Source organism: Sphingomonas oryzagri, assembly GCF_029906645.1.
Taxonomy (GTDB): Bacteria; Pseudomonadota; Alphaproteobacteria; order Sphingomonadales; family Sphingomonadaceae; genus Solisphingomonas; species Solisphingomonas oryzagri.
In genome coordinates this window covers 2,435,371-2,455,729 of record NZ_JARYGZ010000001.1, presented here as the reverse complement: position 1 = coordinate 2,455,729, position 20,359 = coordinate 2,435,371, and the positions used below count along the sequence as shown (strand labels likewise).

Genomic DNA, 20,359 nt, shown 5'->3' with positions numbered 1-20,359 from the left:
TGTTGGCTTCGCGGCCGGTGCGGGACCGGTTCAGCGACGCGGAACCAGACTAAAGCGCCTTGCCGTAGATCCGGTAGATCTTGTTGACGCGGCTGTCGATCGCGTCGGCGATCGAGACCATCCCCTGATTGTCTTCGAGGATCCAGCCGATCTCGCCGCGCGAGGCACCGAACAGGGCCACCGAATCGCGGCGGATATATTCGATCATCATAAAGGCCAGCTGCGAGGCCAGGCGGGTCGCCTGCAGCTTCTTCTTCACGCCCATCAGCGGCACGCGCATCGTGCGCACCTTGGGCTTGCCCGAGAAGCCGCCGTTCAGGCGCCACAGCAGCTTGACGACGCCGAACGGGAAGAGATTGCCGTTCAGGTCCTTCTGCATCTCGTTGAGATCGGGCCAGGTCATCATGAAGGCGACCGGCTCGCCCTCCACCTCGGCGATGCGGATCAGCTCGTTGAAGACGATCGGCTTCAGCTTCTTGCCGACATAGTTGATCTCGGCGTCGGTGATCGGGAGGAAACCCCAGTTATCCGACCACGCATCGTTCAGGATGGAGAGGATCAGCTCCGCCTCCTGCTTGAACTTGGACTTGTCGACCTTGCGGATGGTGATGCGCGGGTTGCGCTCGCCCGACGACACGATGCGCTGGATCAGCGGCGGGAACTGCTGGGTGATGTCCAGCTCGTAGGTGTTGAGATCCTTCACCTTGCCGTAGCCTGCGGCCTCGATCCACGCCTCGTACTTCGGGTTGTGGTGACCCATCATCACCGTGGGCGAGTGATCGTGGCCCTTGATCAGCAGGCCCGGTTCGTCCCATATCGAGATCGAGATCGGGCCGACCGCCTTGGTCATGCCTTCCTTGCGCAGCCACTGCTCGGCGTGATCGATCAGGACGTTGGCGACCTCCTGGTCCACCGCCTCGAACAGGCCCCAGTTGCCGATGTCGCGGCCGCCGCCCTGTTCGGCCGGCATGTCGAGCCAGAGGTGATCGATATGGGCGGAGATGCGGCCCACATCCCTGCCGTCGCGTACCGCGATGAACAGGTCGATATGGCCATGTTCGAACCACGGATTCTTGCCGGGCGTCAGCAGCTCCAGCGCGTCCATCTTGAGCGGCGGAACCCAGGCCGGATCGGCCTTGTTCAGCGCGAACTGCACTTCGACGAAGCGCTTCTTGTCCGCGACCGTCTTGACGTGAAAAATCTCGATCGCGCCCGCCATGGCCCTGCCCCTTATAAAATGATGGGCGCGCCTTAGGCGAAAGCGCGGGCGCGCTTAAGTTATTTCTTCGTCACTTGTTCTTGTTGCGCGCGCGGAAATCGGCGGTGGCGATCACGCCGCCCGACAGATCGCGGACCTTCGGGTGCTTGTCGGCGGCCGCATCGTCATAGCCGAGGTTGAATACGGTCGCGCTCTTCGGGCGGGCCGAGGCGCCGGCATAATGGGTGCCGCCGATATGATCCCACCAGAAGTTGGTGATGCCGAAATTGCCGGTCTCGTCGTGGAAGTGATGCTCCATGTGGCGCTGCTTGATCATCGCCAGCCACTTGTTCTTCGGCCGGTAGGACAGGTGCTGGATGCAGTGGAAGAATTCGTTCACGCAGGTCTGGATCATGCCGGTGGCGAAAGCCGCCGCCGCGCCGCCCACGCCGCCGATGGCATAGCCCACCGGGATCGTCGCGATCGCCACGGTGGGGATCACGTTGCCCGGCGAGCCGAACAGCACCTCGAGGTGGTTCGGATCCTGATGATGATCGAAATGGATGCGCTTCCAGGTGGCGGCGAGCCAGCTGACCTTCCACATCCAGCGCGAGTGCAGCACCCAGCGATGCAGGCCGTACCACACGACCGGGAAGAGCAGCACCGCCACCGCGATCGCCAGCAGCGTGCGGCCGACCGGCGCGGGCTGGTAGAACCAGGTTCCGATGCCGGCGGCGGCGAGGCCGAGATACAGGATGATCGCCGGATACTGCAGGTAGGCGACGACCAGCTCGCGGAAGGTCATCCGGTCGAGATGGTGCGACTGCGCCCAGAAGCCCTTGCGGCGGATGGCGGTGGTGTTCACTGAGCTACTCGTCCTCGTGCGGTGTCCAAGACCCCAACTCCCAAGCGTCCCATGGCGCTGCAATGCGGCGCGAATGGGGCGTGAAGTTGACAAAGTTGACAGCTGTCACGTGCAAAAGAAGGCATCCCTACAGCGCCGTCCTTTGCGGAAGGGGAGGGAACGGCACCGCTCGCATCGGCTTATGCTGGCAGATGAAATCCTACAAAGGAAGGAGGCTATTCCTCGGTCCGGATCAGCACCGTCTCGCCGATCAGCAGGAACAGCAGGAAGGGCGCCCAGGCCGCGAGGAACGGCGGATAGGCGCCGAGATTGCCCATCGCGACCGCGAAATTGTCCGACACGAAATAGGCGAAGCCCAGCCCCATGCCGATCACGATGCGCAGGAAGAGCGCGCCCGATCGCGCGAGGCCGAAGGCGGAGACGCCCGCCAGCAGCGGCATCAGCACCGAGGAGAGCGGGCCGGATATCTTGTGCCACCAGCCGGTTTCCAGCGGCCCTGTCGGCCGGCCGGCAATCTTCAGTTCGTTGACGACGGACGCGAGGTCGGAAAGCGAGCGCTCCTCGGCCACCACGTCGGCCAGGGAGAACTGGTCGGGCGTGATGTGCTGGCCGAAATCGTAGCGCGCCATCTTCAGCTCGGTGCCCGAAACGACATCGAACATGGTGACGTTCGGCGCGGTCCATCCCGCGATCCCGCCATTGGGGCCGGGCTTGGCGACGGCCGATGGCGCGGTAAAGATGCGGTGCAGCTCCTCGCCGTCGCGATCGTAGACGGTGACCCCGGTCAGCCGCACGGCCGTTCCCTTGCCCGTCACTTGCGCCGCGTGGACGATGTCGTCGCCGTCGCGCACCCACACGTTGCCGCTGCTGTTGCTGCCCTTGGGGATCGGCCCGTAATTGACGTCCTGCCAGGCATCGAGCGTCGCGGTGGCGCGCGTGACGATCCGCTCGTTGAAGGTGAAGGCGAGGGCGGCGATGCCGATGCTCGCCAGCATCAGCGGCGCCAGGATCTGGTGGGCGGAGACGCCGCCCGCCTTCATCGCGATGACTTCCGAATTCTGGTTCATCGACGCCAGCGTGATCAGCGTGCCGAGCAGCACCGAGAAGGGCAGGAAGAAGGCGACGATCTGCGGCAGGCGCAGCGCGACATAATGCCACAGCTGCGCCTCGCCATTGCCGGCGACGGCGAGGATGTCGCCGGATTCGCCCAGCAGATCGAGCGTCTGCATGATCGCGACGAGCGCGACCAGCACGGCGGCGGTGCGCGTGAGGAAGGTGCGCGCCATATAGAGGAACAGGGTGCGCGACGGGAAGAACTGGAATTCCGGGGCGAGCCTCATGCGCGCGCTCCTGGGCGGCGGCCACGGCGGAACCAGCGGCCGAAATTGGCGGCGAGCTTCTCGAAGCCGCGTTCCAGCGCGCCAATCGGCTGGCCGCCCGGCTTGTGGGCGAGCGTATGGTACATCCACCAGATCAGCGCCGAGAAGAGCAGGAACGGCACCCACAGGGCGATGATCGGGTTGATCTTGCCCAGCGCCGCCACGGCGGAGGCGTATTCATTGATCTTGTGGTAGGTCACGATCATCACGATCGACAGGAACACGCCCAGCGCCGACGAGGATCGCTTGGGCGGCACCGCCAGCGCCACGGATAGCAGCGGCATCAGGAACATGATCGCCACTTCCACCAGGCGGAAGTGGAATTCGGCGCGGCTCTGCAGGCGTTCCTTGAGCGGCGTGTTGGCGGCGTGGCCGACGCGCACGAGTTCGGGCACGGTCAGCTCCTCGTTCGCGGTGCCGCCGCGGCGACGGAAGTCCTCGACCTTGGGCAGCGCGATCGGGAGATCGTGGCTGGTGAAGCTCAACACGCGCGGCGTCTTGAAATTGGGCGCATTGTTGACGAGCACGCCGTTGTGCAGGCGGAAGATGATCGTGTCGGGGTCGTCGGTCGCGAAGAAGCTGCCGGTTTCGGCGGTGACGGCGTAGGTCTTGCCCTGGTCGCCCTCGGCATGGACGAAGATGCCGGAGAGGTCGCGGCCGCCATTGGCGCTCTTCTCGATCCGGAGCGTGTCCTTCTTGCCGAGCTTGGTGAACTCGCCGACCTTGATCGAGGCGCCCAGCGCGCCCGAACGCAGCTCGTAGCGCAGCCCCTCATAGGCATAATGCGAATAAGGCTGGATGAAGCCGACGATCAGCAGGTTCACGAAGGCGAGGCCGGCCGCGTACATGTAGGGCACGCGCAGCAGCCGCCCATAGCTCCAGCCGAGCGCGCGCAGCACGTCCAGCTCGGACGACAAGGCGAGCCGGCGGAAGGCGAACAGCGTGCCCAGCATCAGCCCGATCGGCACGCCCAGCGACATATATTCGGGGATGGTGTTCGCCAGCATCTTCCACACGACGCCGACCGGCCCGCCTTCGCGGATCACGAAATCGAACAGCCGCCGCATCTTGTCGAGCAGCAGCAGCATCGCCGCCAGGATCAGCGTCGAGGCGAGGGGCGTCGCCATCAATCGGGCGATGTATCGATCAATCCGCGTCAGAAATTGCAAGGTTTGGACGCCTCATGACCCTTTTTCGGCCGCAATTGCGACCGATCTAGCAACCGTGGACAGAGACCGGGATCGTCGATTCCGTGCCCCTGAACGCACGAGCCTATAGCTTCCGGAGGATGGAAGGTCATGTCCAAAAAGCGGTCCCCGCTGGCACTCCTCGCGCTCGGCGCGCTGGTGGCGCTGCCGGCCGCCGGGCAGGCGTCCGCCATCGGTCCCTTTGCCGGCGTCTGCGAATCGGGCGGTTCGGCGATGCTGGTGCACGTCACCGGCTTCAAGGCGCGCACCGGCGTGATCCGGGTGCAGTCCTATGGCGGCGATCCCGATCATTATTTCGACAAGGGCAGCTACCTGAAGCGCATCGACGTGCGCGTGCCGACGGCCGGCGCGGCGGATGTCTGCGTGCCGGTGCCCGGCCCCGGCCGCTATGCGATCTCGGTGCGCCACGATGTCAACGGATCGGGCAAGACCGACAGGTCGGACGGCGGCGGCATGTCCGGCAATCCGCACCTTTCGCTCATCGACCTGATGTTCAAGCGCAAGCCGTCGCCCGATCAGGTGTCGGTGGATGTGGCGCACGGGGTGAGGACGGTGCCGGTGGTGCTCAACTATCTGCAGGGCGGATCCTTCCGCCCGGTGGCCTGAGGCGCGATGGCGCGGGTCGCTCTCCTGTCCAATCCCCGCTCGACGGGAAATCGCTCGCTGCTGCCGCGCGTCCGCGCCTTCTGCGCCGAGCATCGCGACGTCTTCCACTACGAGGTTGAGAGCGTCGACCAGATCGGCGACGCGCTGCGCACGATCGCGCGTGTCCGTCCCAAGATCCTCGTGATCAACGGCGGCGACGGCACCGTCCAGTCGACGCTTACCGAACTGTATCATGGCGAGCATTTCGGGATGACGCCGCCGCCGGTCGCGGTCCTGCCCAACGGCAAGACCAACCTGATCGCGCTCGATCTGGGCGCGGTGGGCGATCCGCTCGCGGCGCTCCAGAAGATCATCGACATCGCCCGCGACGACATGGCGCCGCACATCGTGGCGCGCGAGCTGATCGCGCTCAGCCATGGCGAGGCGAACGACCGGCCAGTGCTGGGCATGTTCCTGGGCGGCGCAGGGCTTGCGGATTCGATGCTCTATTGCCGCAACAAGATCTATCCGCTCGGCCTGCCCAATTCGGTCAGCCATTTCCTGACGGCGATGGCGATCCTGCTGACGATGATCTTCGGCATCCGCGCGCGCTTCCTGCCGCCCAGCCCCAAGCCGGTCTCGGTCTCGGTGCTGAAGCAGGGGGTGCTGACCGGCACCTTCGCGGTGATGATCGTCACGACGCTGCACAAGCTGGTGCTCGGCTGGAAGCAGGCGCAGAGCGACAAGGCTGGCGCCCTCCAGCTGATGATGGTCGAGCAGAAGCCCGGATCGCTGGTCGGCGCGACGGTCGCCAGCATCTTCGGGCGGCTCGGTCGCAAGGCGATGCCGGGCGTTCATATCGAGCGCGGCGACGAGATCCGCATCGAGGGCGAGCGGTCCAGTGTGATCCTCGACGGCGAGCTGTTCGAGGCGAAGGCGGGCTTCCCGATCGTGCTGACGCCGACCGCGCCCGTGCCCTTCCTGAGCCTCGCCGCCTGAGGGCGGGTACGGTGACCGAACGCTTGCGCGATCTGGTCGCGGCCGAACTGGCCGAGCCGGTCGATCCGCGCGCTGCGCGCCTCGCGGTGGCGGTGGCGGCGCGCTACCGGCAAGCTGCGCGGGCGGTGCTGTTCTACGGATCATGCCTGCGCGAGAAGCAGCTCGACGGGCTGATGCTCGATTTCTACCTGATCGTCTCGGACTATCGCGCGGCCTACGGCAAGAGCTGGCTGGCGCGCGCGAACCGGCTGATCCCGCCCAACGTCTTCCCGTTCGAGGCCGACGATCTCGCCTGCAAATATGCGGTGCTGAGCGAGGCGGACTTCGCGCGGCTGTGCGGCCCGGCGACGGACAATCCCTCGGTATGGGCACGCTTCGCGCAGCCGGCGCGGCTGGCGTGGGTTGCAGACGAGGCGGCGCGAGAGGCCGCGATCTCGGCCACGGCGATGGCCGCACCCACGCTGATCGCGCGGACCCTGCCGACGCTCACCTCCGAGCCGACCGATCCGCTCGACATCTGGCGCGCGGCCTTCGCGCTCACCTATGCGGCCGAACTGCGGGCGGAGCGCGGCACCCGGTCGGGCAGCATCGTGGACAGTGATCCGGAGCGGTATCGGCGCTTCACGCCGGCGGTGCTGGACGCGGCGAGGGGGCTTTCGGTTTCGCAGGGACGGGCTGATGCGTTGGAAGGCTGGCGCCGCACGCAGCGTCGCGGCAAACGCCTGACGCTTCTCCGCCTCGCCAAGGCCAGCGCCACCTTTGCGGGCGGGATCGATTACCTCGCGTGGAAGATCAACCGTCACGCCGGCACGCAGATCGAGATCCGGCCGTGGCAGCGTCGCTGGCCGATCCTGGGCGCGATCACCCTGCTGCCGAAGCTGCTCGCGAAGGGCGCGGTGCGGTAAAAATCCTCCCCATCGCAGATGGGGAGGATGAAGGTCACGCCGCGTGGGCCGGTCTTGCGCGTACCATCGCGTCGCCGACCGCACGCTCCAGCGCCGCCACCGTGAACGGCTTGCGCAGCACCGCTTCGCCCTCCAGCTCACCGCCTTCGCCCGCTTCTCCGGCATAGCCGGTCACGAACAGCACGCCGACATGCGGAAACCGCGCACGGACCTGAGCTGCGACTTCCGGGCCGGTCATGCCGGGCATCACCACGTCGGTGATCATCAGGTGGATGTCGTCATGCCCTTCGAGCAGCGCCAGCGCCTCCTCGCCACTCGCGCAGGCCAGCGGGCGGTAGCCGAGTTCGGTGATCGCCGAGGTGGTGGCGACGCGCACGCGCGGATCGTCCTCGACGATCAGCACCGGCTCGCCGGTGAGCACGGCGGGTATCGGTTCGGCCGGCACCTGGCGCAGCTGCGGCATCTGGATACTGTCCGCCGGCGCATTCTTCTGCCCGCGCGGAAGATACAGCGACACGGTGGTGCCTTCGCCCGGCGTCGAGCGGATCGCAATGTCGCCGCCCGACTGGCGGACGAAACCGAAGATCTGGCTCATGCCGAGGCCGGTGCCCTTGCCGACTTCCTTGGTGGTGAAGAACGGCTCGAACACGCGCTCCAGCACCTCCGGGGTCATGCCGCAGCCGGTATCGGTGACGGCGACGCGGACATGGTCGCCGGCCTTGGCCTCGCCGACCTGGCCTTCCGTCAGCGTCACGTTGTCGACCGCGATCTCCAGGCGGCCCGCGCCGTTCATCGCGTCGCGCGCATTGACCGCAAGGTTGAGGATGGCGTTTTCGAGCTGCAGCGGATCGACCCAGATCGGCCAGGCGCCGGCGGCCAGCCGCGTCGTCACCATCACCCGTTCGCCGAGCGTGCGGTCGATCAGGTCGGACATGCCGTCGATCAGCTTGGCCGGGTCGATCGCCTCGGGCAGCAGCGGTTCGGCGCGCGCGAAGCCGAGCAGGCGGCGGGTCAGCGCGGCGGCGCGGTTGGCGCCCTCCATGGCGTTGTCGATATGGCGACCGACCTCGTCCGCCTCGACCTGGAGGCGGCGGCGCGCGAGATCGAGACCGCCGACGACCACCGCCAGCATGTTGTTGAAATCGTGCGCGATGCCGCCGGTGAGCTGGCCGACGGCCTCCATCTTCTGCATCTGGCGCAGCCGCGCTTCGGCGGCCTCGCGTTCGGCCATCTCGCGGTTGAGCAGCGCATTGGATTCGGAAAGCTCGCGGGTGCGCTCGGCGACGGCCTGCTCCAGCCAGATATTGCGGTCCTCGGCCTCTTCGGTCTCGCGCTGGGCGCGGCGCTGGGTGACGAGCGCGAGGCCCGCCAGCCATGCCAGGCCGATGCCGCAGGTGACGAGCAACAGGCCGGTCAGCGACAGCAACTTCACGACATGATTGGATTCGCTCGCCGCCGCGTCGGAAAGGTCGAAGCGGTTCTGCAGCTTGCCGCTCTCATGCTCCTGAATCGCGGCCAGCGTCTTGTCGATCTGGCCGATCAGCTTGGAATGGCCGGCGTTGTTGAATAGCAGCAGGGCAGGCCAGCCCTGCTTGTAATAAGCCCGCTGCGCGGTGAGGCCCAGCTCCTGGCCACGCGCGGTGTAGAGATCGCGCAGCTGGTGGACGAGTTGCACCTCAGTCGGATCCTTGCCGACGAGCGTCTCGAGCTGGGCGATCTGCGCGCCGGCATCCGTCCAGGCATTGTAGTAGCTGGTGCCCATGCCGCGATCGGCGCTGGTCGCGAAGCGGCCGAGCGAGGCTTCCGCCCTGGCCATCGACGTGCCGACCGAGCGCGTGACCAGCATCACGTCGTAGCTGTGACGCTCCAGCTCCAGCGCGCGGTCGCGCTGGCGATTGGAGGCGCTGGCCTGGAAGATCAGGACGACCACGATGGTCGCCGCGATCAGCGCACCGGCCAGCACGCCGAGGTTCAGCGGCGACAGCCAGCGCCGTGCGCCGGCGCCCTCATCCACAGGATCGATAACCCCCATGCTCATGGTTTCCGATTCTATGCCGGAAATGGTTACCGAAAGGATAATGAAGAATGAGAAACGGTAACGATCGCGCCGTGATCTATCATCGTCATTGCGAGCGGAGCGAAGCAATCCACCGCCACAGGTGTCGCGCTCATGGATTGCTTCGTCGCTACGCTCCTCGCAATGACGAGGCGATCAGCCTGGGATGCAGCCCACGTGCCGGCCCGCCTTCGCGAACATCTCGATGATGTCGGCCACCTGCTCGTCGCGATGCTCGGCGCAGAGCGAGCAGCGCAGCAGGAAAGTGCCGGCGGGCGTCGCCGGGGGGCGCGCCATGTTGACGTAGAGGCCCAGCTCCAGCAGCGACTGCCACATGCCGACCGCCTGCTCCTGATCGGGCAGGATGACGGCGATGATGGCGGACTGGGCATCTTCGGTGCCCAGCTTGAAGCCGAGATCCTTGAGGCCCTTGTGCAATCGGCGGCTGTTGTCCCACAGCTTGCCGCGCTTGTTGCCGGCATGCATCAGCTTGCGGATCGACGTGGCGGCGGTAGCGACCACGCTCGGCGGCAGCGATGCGGTGAAGACGTAGGGGCGGCAGACCAGCCGCAGCACCTCGAACTTCGGATGGTTGGAGACGCAGAAGCCGCCCACCGTGCCGACCGACTTGGAGAAGGTGCCGACCACGAAGTCGATATCGTCCTCGCAGCCCAGCTGCTCGTAGACGCCGCGGCCATGCTCGCCGAAGAAGCCCATGCCGTGGGCCTCGTCGCACAGGATCATGGCGCCGTGCTTCTTCGCGACCGCCACCATCTCGGGCAGCGGCGCGATGTCGCCGAACATCGAATAGACGCCTTCCAGCACCACCAGCTTGCCGGCCTCCTTGGGCAGGCGGCCGAGGCGCTTGTCGAGATCCTCGACGCTGTTGTGGCGGAAGCGGACGATCTCGGCATTGCCCAGCCAGCAGCCGTCGTAGATCGAGGCGTGGCTGTCGGCGTCGAGGATGATGTAGTCGCCCTTGCCGGCGAGGGTGGAGATGATGCCGAGATTAGCCTGATAGCCGGTCGAGAACACCATCGCGGACGAGGTGCCGTAAAACTCCTTCAGCGCGTCCTCGACATCCTTGTGGGGCGAGTAGGTGCCGTTGAGCACGCGGCTGCCGGTGGTGCCCGAACCGAAATCGGTGAGCGCCTGGCGTCCGGCCTCGACCACGTCGGGATCGAAGGTCATGCCCATGTAATTGTAGGTGCCGAGCAGGATGGTCGGCTTGCCGTTGATGATCGCCTCGGTGGGCGAGAGCACCTTCTCCATCACGATCGCGAACGGATCGCGCACGCCCGTCGCCAGCAGCGCCTCGCGCTCCGCGATCAGCGGATCGAACTTGGAGAAGAGATCGGCGGTATGGGCGCCGGTCAGCGCATCGACCGGCTTGTCTTCGGGGAGGAGGCCGGCGTCGGTCATGCCTTGGCCTTCAGTTTCTCGACCGCATCGACGAGTTGGCCGACCGTCTCGATCTCGGCCTGCATGTTCATCGTGATGATGATGTCGAACTCGTCCTCGATCGCCGCGACGAAATCCATCACGGTCAGGCTGTCCCATTCGAGATCCTGGGCGAAGCGGGTGCCCTCGGAGAGCTCGATGCCCTTCTTGTTGAAGGGGTCGATCAGTTCCTTCACTCGGGCGAAGGTTTCGTCGCGCGTTGTCATGGGCGATGTCCTTAATGGCGTGGGCGCGGCCTGCCAAGCGATTGCGGCGGGGATGGGGCGGGACTGCGGCCCGCCTGCCGCTATTTGAGCAGACCTTCCTCGCGATAGCTTTCCGCCGCCACGGCGAGGCCGTCGAGCGTCGCCAGTTGCGGACGCCAGAGGTGGGCAGGGGGGCGGAACTCCGGATTGGCCACCCAGTCGTCGTGGAGGAAGTAGCTGACCCGGTCGTCGGTGAGCTTGGCGTTGGGGCCTCGCACCATCGCGTCGATCTTTGCGCCCGCGCGCATCGCCCATCCGGGGACCGGCTGCGCGCGCACCCGCCGGCCGACCGCCATGCCGATCGCCTGCGCGAACTCTCCGTGCGCCCAGCCGCCGGGGCGGCCATCATCCGGCTCGTAGATCGCGGCCTGGCTCTCGTCGTCGTCGGGCAGCACGGCGAGCAGCAGGCGGACCAGATCCTGCGCGGCGATCACCGACAGGCGGCCGCCGGGCGGATGCGGCACGAGGCCGCGCGCGGCGGCGCGGAACAGTTCCAGCATCTCGCGGTCGCCGGGGCCGAACACGGCGGGCGGGCGCACGATCGTCCAGTCCAGCGCGGAGGCCGCGACGATGATCTCGGCCCGCGCCTTGGACCAGCCGTAATTGCTGAGCTTCGGCTCGCGCGCGGCGAGCGAGGAGACGTGGACGAAGCGGCGGATACCGGCCGCGCGCGCGGCATCGACGACGGCGAGCGTGCCCTCGACATTGCCGATCGCGAACTCCTCGCGGCTCGGCGCGCTGACCACGCCGGCGACATGGATCACCGCATCGGCGCCCGCGACGAGCTGGGAGAGCGCGAGCGGCTTCTCCATCGATCCGTAGATCCACTGCACCCCGTCGCGCGGCGGGCGCGGCGAGCGGGTGAGCGCGCGGACGAGGTGGCCCTGCGCCAGCGCGGCGTCGATCAGGTGGCGCCCGACGAAGCCGGTGCCGCCCGTGACGGCCAGCGTGCGATGGCGGTTCCTCACAGCAGCACCATGTGATCGCGATGCACCAGAGCCGCGCGGGGCGCATGGCCGAGGATCGCGGCGAGATCGGCCGAGCGCTTGCCCGCGATCAACAGCGCCTCCCCCGCATCATATTCGGAGAGACCGCGTGCGATAGCGTGTCCGGCCACCACGATGTCGATCACGTCACCGCGTCGGAACGCGCCTTCCACGCCGGTGGCCCCGGCCGGGAGCAGGCTGGCGCCGCCCGCCAGTGCCTTCGCCGCGCCGGCATCGACGAGAATGCGGCCTTTGGCGGTCAGGCGGCCCTTCAGCCAAGCCTTGCGCGCGCCGGATCGGGCGGGGGCGGGGAAGACGGTGCCGCGATGGGTGCGGGCGAAGACGCCTAGCGGATCGTCCTGCTTGCCGCCGACAATGGCGAGGTGCGCGCCGCCGGCATGGGCGATCTTCGCCGCCAGCAGCTTGGCGACCATGCCGCCCGATCCCATGCCGGACGCCGATCCGGTGTCGGCCATCGCCATCACCGAGGCATCGAGGCTCGGCACCTCCTCGATCAACGTCGCTTGCGGGTCGCGCTGCGGGTTGGCGGTGTAGAGGCCGTCGACGTCGGAGAGCAGGATCACGCCATGCGCGCCCGCCGCCTGCGCCACGCGCGCGGCGAGGCGATCATTGTCGCCGAAGCGGATTTCCTCGGTCGCCACCGTGTCGTTCTCGTTGACCACCGGCACCACGCCCAGCGCCAGCAGCCGCCCGAAGGTGGCCGACGCGTTGAGATAGCGGCGGCGATCCTCCAGATCGTCGAGCGTCAGCAGCATCTGCGCGGCGGTGAGATCGTGGCTGCCGAGCAGCTCCGCCCAGCAATGCGACAGCGCGATCTGGCCGGTCGCGGCGGCGGCCTGCGCATCCTCCAGGCTGGCGCGTCCGCCGCCAGGCAGGCCGAGCCGCCGCGCGCCGAGCGCGATCGCGCCGGAGGACACGATGATGATCTTCTGGCCAGCCTTGTGCCGCTCGGCGAGGTTCGAGACGACGCCCGCCAGCCAGTCGCGCCGGACATGCCCGTCGGGCGCGACGAGCAGCGCCGAACCGATCTTCACGACCAGCGTCGGGCAGGCGGCGGGGGCGAAACGATCGGCGCGAGTCATCGGGTTGGGCAGGAACCGGCGAAACAGGAAAAACGGATGCGCCCGCTTAGGGGTAACAGCGCCGTGTCACAATGGGGACCAGGGCTTCTCTTCGTCCGCTGCGCTCGTCTGGACGCTCTCCAGCGACGGGCCGACCGGGCCGATCGCCTCGACCAGCGCATCGAGGACGGCGGGCAAACCTTCGCCCGTCGCGCCGGACAGCAGGAACGGCTCGACGCCGCTCGCCTTCTTCAGCGCCTTGATGAGCTTCGCTTTCGTCTTGGCGTCGATCGCATCGATCTTGTTGAGCGCCAGCACCTCGGTCTTGTCCTCAAGACCATTGCCGTAGGCGGACAGCTCCTCGCGCACGATCTGGTAGGCCTCGATCGGGTCATCGCCGGTCGCATCGACGAGGTGCAGCAGCACCCGGCAGCGCTCGATATGGCCCAGGAAGCGGTCGCCGATGCCGGCGCCATCCGCAGCGCCTTCGATGAGGCCGGGGATGTCCGCCACCACGAACTCGCGATCGCGATGGCTGACCACGCCGAGCTGCGGGCGCACCGTGGTGAAGGGATAGTCGCCGACCTTCGCCTTGGCGTTGCTCACCGAGTTGATGAAGGTGGACTTGCCGGCATTGGGAAGCCCCACCAACCCGGCGTCCGCCAGCAGCTTGAGGCGCAGCCACACCCACATCTCGTCGCCCGGCCAGCCAGGGCCGTGCTGGCGCGGCGCGCGGTTGGTCGAGGTCTTGTAGCTGGCGTTGCCGCGCCCGCCGTCGCCGCCGCGCAGGAACACCTGCTTCTGGCCAGACTCCACGAAGTCCGCGAGGACGGTCTCGCCATCCTCGTCCGAGATCAGCTGGGTGCCGACCGGCACGCGGATGACGAGATCGTCGCCACCCGGTCCGGTGCGATTGGAGCCGGAGCCGCCCTTGCCGCGCGGCGCGCGGAAATGCTGGGTGTAGCGGAAGTCGATCAGCGTATTGAGGCCGGGCACCGCCTCGAACACGATATCGCCGCCCTTGCCGCCGTTGCCGCCGTCCGGCCCGCCATATTCGATGAACTTCTCGCGCCGGAAGCTGACCGCGCCGGGGCCGCCGGCACCGGAACGGATGAAGATCTTGGCCTGGTCGAGAAAGTGCATGAGCGTTCGCGGGTCCGTCTGGACGAGGGACCGCGCCCCGAAATGTCGGGATGGCGGGATGAACTCGTCACGAAAGGCGCGCCCTTAGCCGGATTCGGCCTCGGGCGCTACCCTTGCGGCGTCAGTTGGGCCGGTGCTCGTACATGAGGCAATCGACCTCCTGCCCGCGAACCGCGCTCCAGCGCTTCTCGACTTCTCCGGTAGGCTGGAAGCCGAGCTTCTCCAGCACCCGTCCTGAGGCGGGATTGTCCGGAAAATGGCCCGAACGCAGCTTCATGCGCAGGCCGTCCTTGGCCATGCCGACCACCGCCTGGCCCGCCTCGGTGGCGAAACCCAGCCCCCAGCAGGGCCGCGCGATCCAGTAATCGAGCTCGGCCGTTTCGTCGCTGCCGGTTTCGCGCAGCGCGATGCCGCCGACCAGCTTCGGCGCGCCGCGCGTCCGGGCATAGATCAGCAGTTCCGGCAGATCGTCATGCCCCCGATCGCGCAACAGGAAGGCTTCCGCATCCTCCGCGCGATACGGCCAGGACGTGCCCGGCAGCTTGTCGATGATCGCCTCGTCGGCGATCGCATTGAAAAGGGCCGGGGCGTCCTCGCCCCAACCCGGCCGCAGCAGCAGCCGTTCGGTTCGTGCAAACATGGCGGTATTCTCTATGCCTCTCCCACGCCCGCCCAGAACGCGCCTAACGACGATAAGTTACGGGCGAACGACAGATTATTTGCAGGGAGAAACAAAAAAAGGGAGCCGGGGCGACCCGTCTCCCTGTACGCTCCGCTGGTCGCGAAGCCCGGATCGCCCGTAGGACGATCCGGTGAGAATCGTCCGATGTTACTCGGCGGCTTCCGCCATGGCGTCGACCGATACGTACTTGCGGCCGAGCTTGCCATCGTGGAAGCGCACGCGGCCTTCCGCGGTCGCGAAAAGGGTGTGGTCCTTGCCGATGCCCACGTTCACGCCCGGATACACCTTGGTGCCGCGCTGGCGGATGATGATGTTGCCGCCGATCACTTCCTGACCGCCGAACTTCTTCACGCCGAGACGACGACCGGCCGAATCGCGACCGTTGCGCGAGGAGCCGCCTGCTTTCTTATGTGCCATTGCTTCTACTCCTACCTAGCGCTCAGGCTTCCGCGGACGCGGCCGGGGCCTCGTCCTTCTTCGCGGCGGCCTTCTTGGTCGCCTTCTTCTCGGCGCCGCCGACCGACAGGATCTCGAGGATCGTGTGGTACTGGCGATGGCCGTTGCGGCGGCGATAGTTATGACGGCGACGCTTCTTGAAAACGATCACCTTCTCGCCGCGCGCCTGCGCGATGATCTTGGCCGAGACCGCGAGGCCATCGGTGGACTTGGCTTCGCCGTCCGCACCGGCGAACAGGACGTCGCCCAGCGAGATGGTGTCACCGGCCTCACCGGCCAGCTTCTCGACGACGATCTTGTCTCCGGCGGCGACGCGATACTGCTTGCCGCCCGTGCGCACGATAGCGAACATGGCTCTCTCTTCTAATCTCGACCTGACGCGCGGGAATGGAGCGAAAGCCCCACGGCCCCGCGCGGAAAGACCGGCCGCATAAGAGATTCGGGTGAGTCTGTCAATGATGTTTGCGGTGCCGGCCCACTCCTCGGCCCAGCCTCCCGTCCCAGCATCATCCTGTCGGCAGCAGGCGCTCTTCCGCGCCTGCATCGATCGTCAATGGCGATGCTCGCGGCGCAACGTATAGCGGCCATCGGCGAAGCCGTCGAACAGGCCATCGAGCGCGGGATGCTCGACCGGTTCCTCGCTGCGATCGGCCACCAGATTCTGCTGGCTGACATAAGCGACGTAGCTCGATTCGGCATTCTCGGCGAGCAGGTGGTAGAAGGGTTGGTCCTTCGATGGGCGAATGCTCTCGGGAATCGCCTCGTACCATTCCTCGGTGTTGGCGAACACCGGATCGATGTCGAAGATCACGCCTCGGAAATCGAGCAGCCGGTGCTTCACCACGTCGCCCACCGAGAAGCGCGCGTGCACGACACTGGGCGCGGCGAGCAGCGCGTCCGGCACGATGCGGGCGAGGCCGGCGATGTCGGGGCTGTTGTCCATGCGTATCTATCTAGGGCTTCAATCGTACGACACAAGCGCAAGCCCACTTGGCAAGCGCGTGGAGTGCCGCTAATGGCCGCGCCTCACGACCATGCGGCGCCTTTCCGGCCCGTCGGCTTGTCTCGCGGAGAGGTGGCAGAGTGGTCGAATGCGCCGCACTCGAAATGCGGTTTACGGGCAACCGTAACGTGGGTTCGAATCCCACCCTCTCCGCCAGTTTCGCCGCAACATTATGTCTCAAGTCGTCCCAGGACGTCTCAAAAATCCCCTGATTTCAAATGCTTGATGACGGGGTTCGTCTGCGGTAATCTCGCGACGTCTCAGGGCAGCAAAGCCCGAAAGGGGGGTCAAAAGGGGGGTAGCAACCTCACAAAGGGGGGTCGAAAGGGGGGTCCGAAACTCTCCGTCGAACGGCTTGGAGACCTCTCCGCCGAACATCGAAGCCACCACCCAAGGCGGGTTGGGTTGCCATGGAGCAACCGTTCGTGACCCGCCGCCTGCTCAATCGCCTGACCGCCCTTGAAGTACAGCATCTCTCGAAGCCCGGCAAATATGCCGACGGGGGCGGCCTCAACCTCATCATAGGCACGCGCGGCCAGAAGCGCTGGGCCTATATCTATACGCGTCATGGACGGCGCTTCGAACTGGGGCTGGGAGCCGTGCGCGACGTGCCGCTCGCTGCCGCACGCACCCAGGCGACGGAGTATCGGGAGGCGCTCGCCGTCGACAAGGATCCGCGCAGCGTCCGACAGGCGGCCGAGCGCCGGACCACCTTCGGCGACTATGCGGCCGCGTATCTCGAAACGATGACGCCGACCTGGCGCAATCCGAAGCACGCCCAGCAGTGGGTCATGACCGTGACGGTCTATGCGGCTCCGCTTCACAAGAAGCTTATCCACGAGATCGTGACCGATGACGTCGTGCGCGTGCTCAAGCCTCGCTGGCTGGAAACACCGGAAACAGCGGACCGGCTGCGCGGTCGGATCGAGAAGATCCTCGATTCCGCAAAGGCCATGGGCCTGCGCGACGGAGACAATCCCGCGCGCTGGCGAGGGCATCTCGACCAGATCCTGCCCAAACGGCGATCGCGCGGCCGCGGCCATCATACCGCACTTCCGTTCGAGCAGTTGCCGGATTTCCTGCAGAAGCTCGGCGAGCGATCCGGCGACGCTGCGCGCGCGCTCGAGTTCACCATCCTTACGGCCGCCCGCACGCGGGAGGTGATCGGGGCCCGTTGGGAGGAATTCGATCTCGACGAGGGGCTTTGGACGGTCCCGGGCGAGCGCATGAAGGCGGCCAAGGATCATCGCGTGCCGTTGTCTGCCCCCGCGATCGCCTTGCTCAAGCGGATCGGACGTAAGACGGGTTCTGCCTTCGTCTTCACGCAAGGGCCGAAGAAGAAGCCCCTTTCCAACATGGCCATGGCAATGATCCTTCGACGCATGGACGTGTTGGTCACGGTCCACGGCTTCCGGTCGTCCTTTCGCGACTGGGCGGCGGAGACCACCAACTTTTCGAACGAAGTTTGCGAAATGGCACTTGCGCACGCAATCCCGGGAAAGTCGGAGGCTGCCTATCGTCGGGGCGACCTCTTTCTCAAGCGCCGGCGCCTGATGGAGCAATGGGGTCGCTTCTGCGCCGGAACGCCGGAGACGTCGGTCGCCGCTGGTCCGGAGGTATTGCCCCAGGGGCTCTATCCCACGGAGGAGGAGCGGACGTCACTGCTTGCGCTGCTCTCCCATGCGCGCTGCGCGCTGTGCGGGTCCGGGTGGGGAGATCCTTGCCGGTCTCCCGACGACGCGGCACTTCCTTGGGGGCAGTCGCATGACCGCCGCTTCATGCGGCTTGTCGAGGACTGGTCGCTGACCAGCGACGGCGACCTTGCGACGACGCTCGCTTCTGCGAAGGTTTCGTCCCAGGCCTCGAAGGCCGCGACCGTCAAGCTCGAGATCGTTCGCCGCGCGCTAAGCCCTGCTGCTTGGCTCGATTATCTGGCAAGCGCGGTCTGATCAGGAGCACCGGCGGTGTCAGCCCGCCGCCGGTCGATCCTCCTGATAATCTGCCGGCGCTTCCATCCAGCGGGCTATCGCCGAAAGCCGCCAACCGACGGCGCGCGCACCGATGCGCTCCTGACGTGGAAAGACGCCGGCGTTGATCATTCTATATATGGATGCACGCCCGCAGCCGGTCTTCTCGATCACCGCAGGGAGGCGAAGGAATTTGTCGTCACGATCAACCATGCAAACCAACCTTCAGTCGGTCTGCCCGCTCGGTGAAATATGCTATCTCAGATGGCATCTCGCAAGCGCCAGTAACTGCAGCACTGCTGAAAGCCGCCTGACCAAACAACTGGCCGGCATCGGTCCTGACATCGCAACGGTCGCAACATGACCACCCAGCACAGGGTTTCAAATCGCGACAATCAGGCGAGAGAGGCAGTGCCTAAACGTTAGGTGGACTTCACCAAAAGTCACCTTTCTAGCCTGATCTCACGCGTTTAGCCCCCTTCGGCAGACTTGGTACAGCGGAGGAGGGATATTGGAGTGAAGACAGCGGCGGTGGTAGGCGCAGGCTTCGGCGGATTGGCACTCGCCATTCGCCTGCAGTCGGCGGGGATCGCGACCACCGTGATCGAGGCGCGCGACAAGCCGGGCGGTCGTGCCTATCAATGGAAGCGCGACGGCTTTACTTTCGATGCCGGACCGACGGTCATCACCGATCCGAACTGTCTTTCCGAACTGTGGGCCCTTTCCGGTCGCGACATGGCAGATGACGTCGAATTGCTACCGGTTTCTCCCTTCTACCGGCTGATGTGGCCCGATGATGCCGCGTTCGACTACTCGAACGACGACGTCGCACTCCTTCGGCAGATCGAAGAGCTGAATCCCGCCGATGTGGCAGGCTACCGTCGGTTCCTGGACTATGCAGGCAAGGTCTATCAGGAAGGCTACGTCAAGCTCGGCCATGTCGCCTTTCTCGATTTTCGGACGATGATCAAGGCAGCACCTGCGCTCCTCAAGAACAAGGCCTGGCGATCGGTCTATTCGATGGTCTCGTCCTTCGTGGAGGACGAGCATCTCAGGGAGGCGTTGAGCTTCCATACCCTGCTGGTGGGCGGCAATCCGATGACGACCAGCGCCATCTACGCGTTGATCCATAAACTCGAACGCGACGGGGGTGTCTGGTTTCCGAGAGGCGGCACACACGCCTTGATCGAAGCGATGGTCGAGCATTTCGAGCGTCTTGGCGGTACGATCCGGTTCGGTGATCCGGTGCGCGCGATCGAGACGGACGGCAAACGCGTGACGAGTGTGGCCTGCGCCAGCGGATGGCACGGAGATTTCGACGCGGTCGCGTCCAATGCCGACGTCATGCACACCTACCGTAGCCTGCTGGGTGACACTCCACGCGGCAAGCACGCGAGCCGTGCCTTGCAGCGCAAGAAGTTCTCGCCATCATTGTTCGTCGTCCATTTCGGGATCATGGGGGCGTGTCCTGATATTCCGCATCATTCGATCCTGTTCGGTCCACGCTACAAGGAATTACTGAGCGACATCTACGACCGCGGCATTCTGGCGGACGACTTCTCGCTATACCTGCATCATCCGACCGCGAGCGATCCGTCATTGGCGCCCGAAGGCTGTTCAAGTTTTTATGCGCTGGCGCCGGTCCCGCACATGGGCAAGCTCCCGGCTGACTGGAGCCAAATCGGACAGTCTTACGCGGATCGTATTCTCGAATATCTCGAGGAGCGCCTGATTCCGGGGTTGCGCGAGCGATTGATCGTCAGATTCCACTATACGCCGGCGGATTTTGCGGCCGATCTCAACGCGCACCTCGGATCGGCCTTTAGCCTTGAGCCGCTTCTAACCCAATCGGCCTTCTTCCGCGTGCACAATCGCGACGATGAAATCTCAAATCTCTATTTCGTAGGTGCCGGTACACATCCGGGTGCGGGCATCCCCGGTGTCGTTGGATCTGCCAAGGCGACGGCGGCGCTCATGGTCCAGGATCTGCTCTGAGCGACGAGGCGCCCTCGCGTAAATATTGTCGACGCACTTCGCCTGGGTCGACCCGCGTGATGCTTCCGGACTGTCCGGTCCATTCCAGCACAAGGCCCTCTTGCAGATCGGACCGATGCGCGGCGAACTGAGCGATCGCCCAAT

The 20,359-nt window shown here is 65.9% G+C and carries 20 protein-coding genes and 1 tRNA gene; 6 read left to right on the top strand and 15 right to left on the bottom strand.

Annotated features, from left to right (window positions below; translation table 11 throughout):
- Positions 1-49: 49 nt before the first annotated feature.
- The 4 genes from QGN17_RS11805 to lptF all read right to left on the bottom strand — a co-directional run bounded on the left by QGN17_RS11805 (position 50) and on the right by lptF (position 4,611).
- Positions 50-1,219, bottom strand: a complete 1,170-nt coding sequence (locus QGN17_RS11805) for an N-acetyltransferase (RefSeq protein WP_281044682.1) — start codon at positions 1,217-1,219, stop codon at positions 50-52.
- 70 nt (positions 1,220-1,289) lie between these two features.
- Positions 1,290-2,063 carry a sterol desaturase family protein gene (locus QGN17_RS11800; protein ID WP_281044681.1) on the bottom strand — a complete coding sequence of 258 codons (774 nt, stop codon included), beginning with the start codon at positions 2,061-2,063 and terminating at the stop codon, positions 1,290-1,292.
- Positions 2,064-2,278: 215 nt separating this feature from the next.
- On the bottom strand, positions 2,279-3,403 hold the full coding sequence (lptG, locus tag QGN17_RS11795) for an LPS export ABC transporter permease LptG (RefSeq protein WP_281044680.1): 1,125 nt from the start codon (positions 3,401-3,403) through the stop codon (positions 2,279-2,281).
- Complete coding sequence (gene lptF, locus QGN17_RS11790; protein ID WP_281044679.1) at positions 3,400-4,611, bottom strand: LPS export ABC transporter permease LptF; 1,212 nt, start codon at positions 4,609-4,611, stop codon at positions 3,400-3,402. Before lptF ends, lptG begins: the two co-directional genes overlap by 4 nt.
- A gap of 129 nt (positions 4,612-4,740) precedes the next feature.
- On the opposite strand from lptF, the gene QGN17_RS11785 reads away from it, so the two are divergent.
- The 3 genes from QGN17_RS11785 to QGN17_RS11775 are packed head-to-tail and all read left to right on the top strand — an operon-like array spanning position 4,741 to position 7,139.
- Positions 4,741-5,256: a DUF2141 domain-containing protein gene (locus tag QGN17_RS11785; protein WP_281044678.1), complete on the top strand. Its 516-nt coding sequence runs from the start codon at positions 4,741-4,743 to the stop codon at positions 5,254-5,256.
- Between the two features lie 6 nt (positions 5,257-5,262).
- Positions 5,263-6,234 carry a diacylglycerol/lipid kinase family protein gene (locus QGN17_RS11780; protein WP_281044677.1) on the top strand — a complete coding sequence of 324 codons (972 nt, stop codon included), beginning with the start codon at positions 5,263-5,265 and terminating at the stop codon, positions 6,232-6,234.
- Between the two features lie 11 nt (positions 6,235-6,245).
- Positions 6,246-7,139 (top strand): hypothetical protein, encoded by an 894-nt coding sequence (locus QGN17_RS11775; RefSeq protein ID WP_281044676.1) that lies wholly within the window; start codon positions 6,246-6,248, stop codon positions 7,137-7,139.
- Positions 7,140-7,173: 34 nt separating this feature from the next.
- Here the strand turns inward: QGN17_RS11775 and QGN17_RS11770 are convergent, their stop codons facing one another.
- The 10 genes from QGN17_RS11770 to hspQ all read right to left on the bottom strand — a co-directional run bounded on the left by QGN17_RS11770 (position 7,174) and on the right by hspQ (position 16,193).
- The gene (locus QGN17_RS11770) at positions 7,174-9,177 is read right to left on the bottom strand and encodes an ATP-binding protein (protein ID WP_281044675.1); all 2,004 of its coding nucleotides are present in this window, start codon (positions 9,175-9,177) and stop codon (positions 7,174-7,176) included.
- Positions 9,178-9,351: 174 nt separating this feature from the next.
- The gene (gene spt, locus QGN17_RS11765; RefSeq protein WP_281044674.1) at positions 9,352-10,617 is read right to left on the bottom strand and encodes a serine palmitoyltransferase; all 1,266 of its coding nucleotides are present in this window, start codon (positions 10,615-10,617) and stop codon (positions 9,352-9,354) included.
- Complete coding sequence (locus QGN17_RS11760; RefSeq protein WP_022689382.1) at positions 10,614-10,862, bottom strand: acyl carrier protein; 249 nt, start codon at positions 10,860-10,862, stop codon at positions 10,614-10,616. Before QGN17_RS11760 ends, spt begins: the two co-directional genes overlap by 4 nt.
- Positions 10,863-10,942: 80 nt before the next feature.
- Complete coding sequence (locus QGN17_RS11755) at positions 10,943-11,869, bottom strand: NAD-dependent epimerase/dehydratase family protein (RefSeq protein WP_281044673.1); 927 nt, start codon at positions 11,867-11,869, stop codon at positions 10,943-10,945.
- The gene (gene proB / locus QGN17_RS11750; protein ID WP_281044672.1) at positions 11,866-12,990 is read right to left on the bottom strand and encodes a glutamate 5-kinase; all 1,125 of its coding nucleotides are present in this window, start codon (positions 12,988-12,990) and stop codon (positions 11,866-11,868) included. The genes QGN17_RS11755 and proB overlap by 4 nt, the downstream gene beginning before the upstream one ends.
- A gap of 66 nt (positions 12,991-13,056) precedes the next feature.
- Positions 13,057-14,112 carry a GTPase ObgE gene (gene obgE, locus QGN17_RS11745; protein ID WP_281044671.1) on the bottom strand — a complete coding sequence of 352 codons (1,056 nt, stop codon included), beginning with the start codon at positions 14,110-14,112 and terminating at the stop codon, positions 13,057-13,059.
- Positions 14,113-14,233: 121 nt separating this feature from the next.
- The gene (locus QGN17_RS11740; protein WP_281044670.1) at positions 14,234-14,752 is read right to left on the bottom strand and encodes a GNAT family N-acetyltransferase; all 519 of its coding nucleotides are present in this window, start codon (positions 14,750-14,752) and stop codon (positions 14,234-14,236) included.
- 189 nt (positions 14,753-14,941) lie between these two features.
- Complete coding sequence (gene rpmA / locus QGN17_RS11735; protein ID WP_281044669.1) at positions 14,942-15,211, bottom strand: 50S ribosomal protein L27; 270 nt, start codon at positions 15,209-15,211, stop codon at positions 14,942-14,944.
- Positions 15,212-15,233: 22 nt separating this feature from the next.
- Positions 15,234-15,602 (bottom strand): 50S ribosomal protein L21, encoded by a 369-nt coding sequence (gene rplU / locus QGN17_RS11730; RefSeq protein WP_281044668.1) that lies wholly within the window; start codon positions 15,600-15,602, stop codon positions 15,234-15,236.
- 198 nt (positions 15,603-15,800) lie between these two features.
- A complete protein-coding gene (hspQ, locus tag QGN17_RS11725) occupies positions 15,801-16,193 on the bottom strand; it encodes a heat shock protein HspQ (protein WP_281044667.1) in 393 nt (130 codons plus the stop codon).
- 126 nt (positions 16,194-16,319) lie between these two features.
- On the opposite strand from hspQ, the gene QGN17_RS11720 reads away from it, so the two are divergent.
- A tRNA-Ser gene (locus QGN17_RS11720) sits at positions 16,320-16,409 on the top strand.
- 269 nt (positions 16,410-16,678) lie between these two features.
- Entirely contained in the window at positions 16,679-18,202 is a 1,524-nt protein-coding gene (locus QGN17_RS11715; protein ID WP_281044666.1) for a tyrosine-type recombinase/integrase, read from the top strand.
- A gap of 18 nt (positions 18,203-18,220) precedes the next feature.
- Here QGN17_RS11715 and QGN17_RS11710 read toward each other — a convergent pair whose 3' ends face one another.
- Positions 18,221-18,433, bottom strand: a complete 213-nt coding sequence (locus QGN17_RS11710; protein ID WP_281044665.1) for a helix-turn-helix transcriptional regulator — start codon at positions 18,431-18,433, stop codon at positions 18,221-18,223.
- 303 nt (positions 18,434-18,736) lie between these two features.
- On the opposite strand from QGN17_RS11710, the gene QGN17_RS11705 reads away from it, so the two are divergent.
- Complete coding sequence (locus QGN17_RS11705; RefSeq protein WP_281044664.1) at positions 18,737-20,215, top strand: phytoene desaturase; 1,479 nt, start codon at positions 18,737-18,739, stop codon at positions 20,213-20,215.
- Positions 20,216-20,359: the final 144 nt, after the last annotated feature.

What these genes read in the sequence shown, in the direction of transcription:
- proB (WP_281044672.1), bottom strand. Translation starts at nt 12,990, where the DNA reads ATGACTCGCGCCGATCGTTTCGCCCCCGCCGCCTGCCCGACGCTGGTC.
- QGN17_RS11710 (WP_281044665.1), bottom strand. Translation starts at nt 18,433, where the DNA reads ATGGTTGATCGTGACGACAAATTCCTTCGCCTCCCTGCGGTGATCGAG.
- QGN17_RS11785 (WP_281044678.1), top strand. Translation starts at nt 4,741, where the DNA reads ATGTCCAAAAAGCGGTCCCCGCTGGCACTCCTCGCGCTCGGCGCGCTG.
- rpmA (WP_281044669.1), bottom strand. Translation starts at nt 15,211, where the DNA reads ATGGCACATAAGAAAGCAGGCGGCTCCTCGCGCAACGGTCGCGATTCG.
- QGN17_RS11740 (WP_281044670.1), bottom strand. Translation starts at nt 14,752, where the DNA reads ATGTTTGCACGAACCGAACGGCTGCTGCTGCGGCCGGGTTGGGGCGAG.
- QGN17_RS11770 (WP_281044675.1), bottom strand. Translation starts at nt 9,177, where the DNA reads ATGAGCATGGGGGTTATCGATCCTGTGGATGAGGGCGCCGGCGCACGG.
- spt (WP_281044674.1), bottom strand. Translation starts at nt 10,617, where the DNA reads ATGACCGACGCCGGCCTCCTCCCCGAAGACAAGCCGGTCGATGCGCTG.
- lptG (WP_281044680.1), bottom strand. Translation starts at nt 3,403, where the DNA reads ATGAGGCTCGCCCCGGAATTCCAGTTCTTCCCGTCGCGCACCCTGTTC.
- QGN17_RS11805 (WP_281044682.1), bottom strand. Translation starts at nt 1,219, where the DNA reads ATGGCGGGCGCGATCGAGATTTTTCACGTCAAGACGGTCGCGGACAAG.
- rplU (WP_281044668.1), bottom strand. Translation starts at nt 15,602, where the DNA reads ATGTTCGCTATCGTGCGCACGGGCGGCAAGCAGTATCGCGTCGCCGCC.
- QGN17_RS11760 (WP_022689382.1), bottom strand. Translation starts at nt 10,862, where the DNA reads ATGACAACGCGCGACGAAACCTTCGCCCGAGTGAAGGAACTGATCGAC.
- obgE (WP_281044671.1), bottom strand. Translation starts at nt 14,112, where the DNA reads ATGCACTTTCTCGACCAGGCCAAGATCTTCATCCGTTCCGGTGCCGGC.
- hspQ (WP_281044667.1), bottom strand. Translation starts at nt 16,193, where the DNA reads ATGGACAACAGCCCCGACATCGCCGGCCTCGCCCGCATCGTGCCGGAC.
- QGN17_RS11780 (WP_281044677.1), top strand. Translation starts at nt 5,263, where the DNA reads ATGGCGCGGGTCGCTCTCCTGTCCAATCCCCGCTCGACGGGAAATCGC.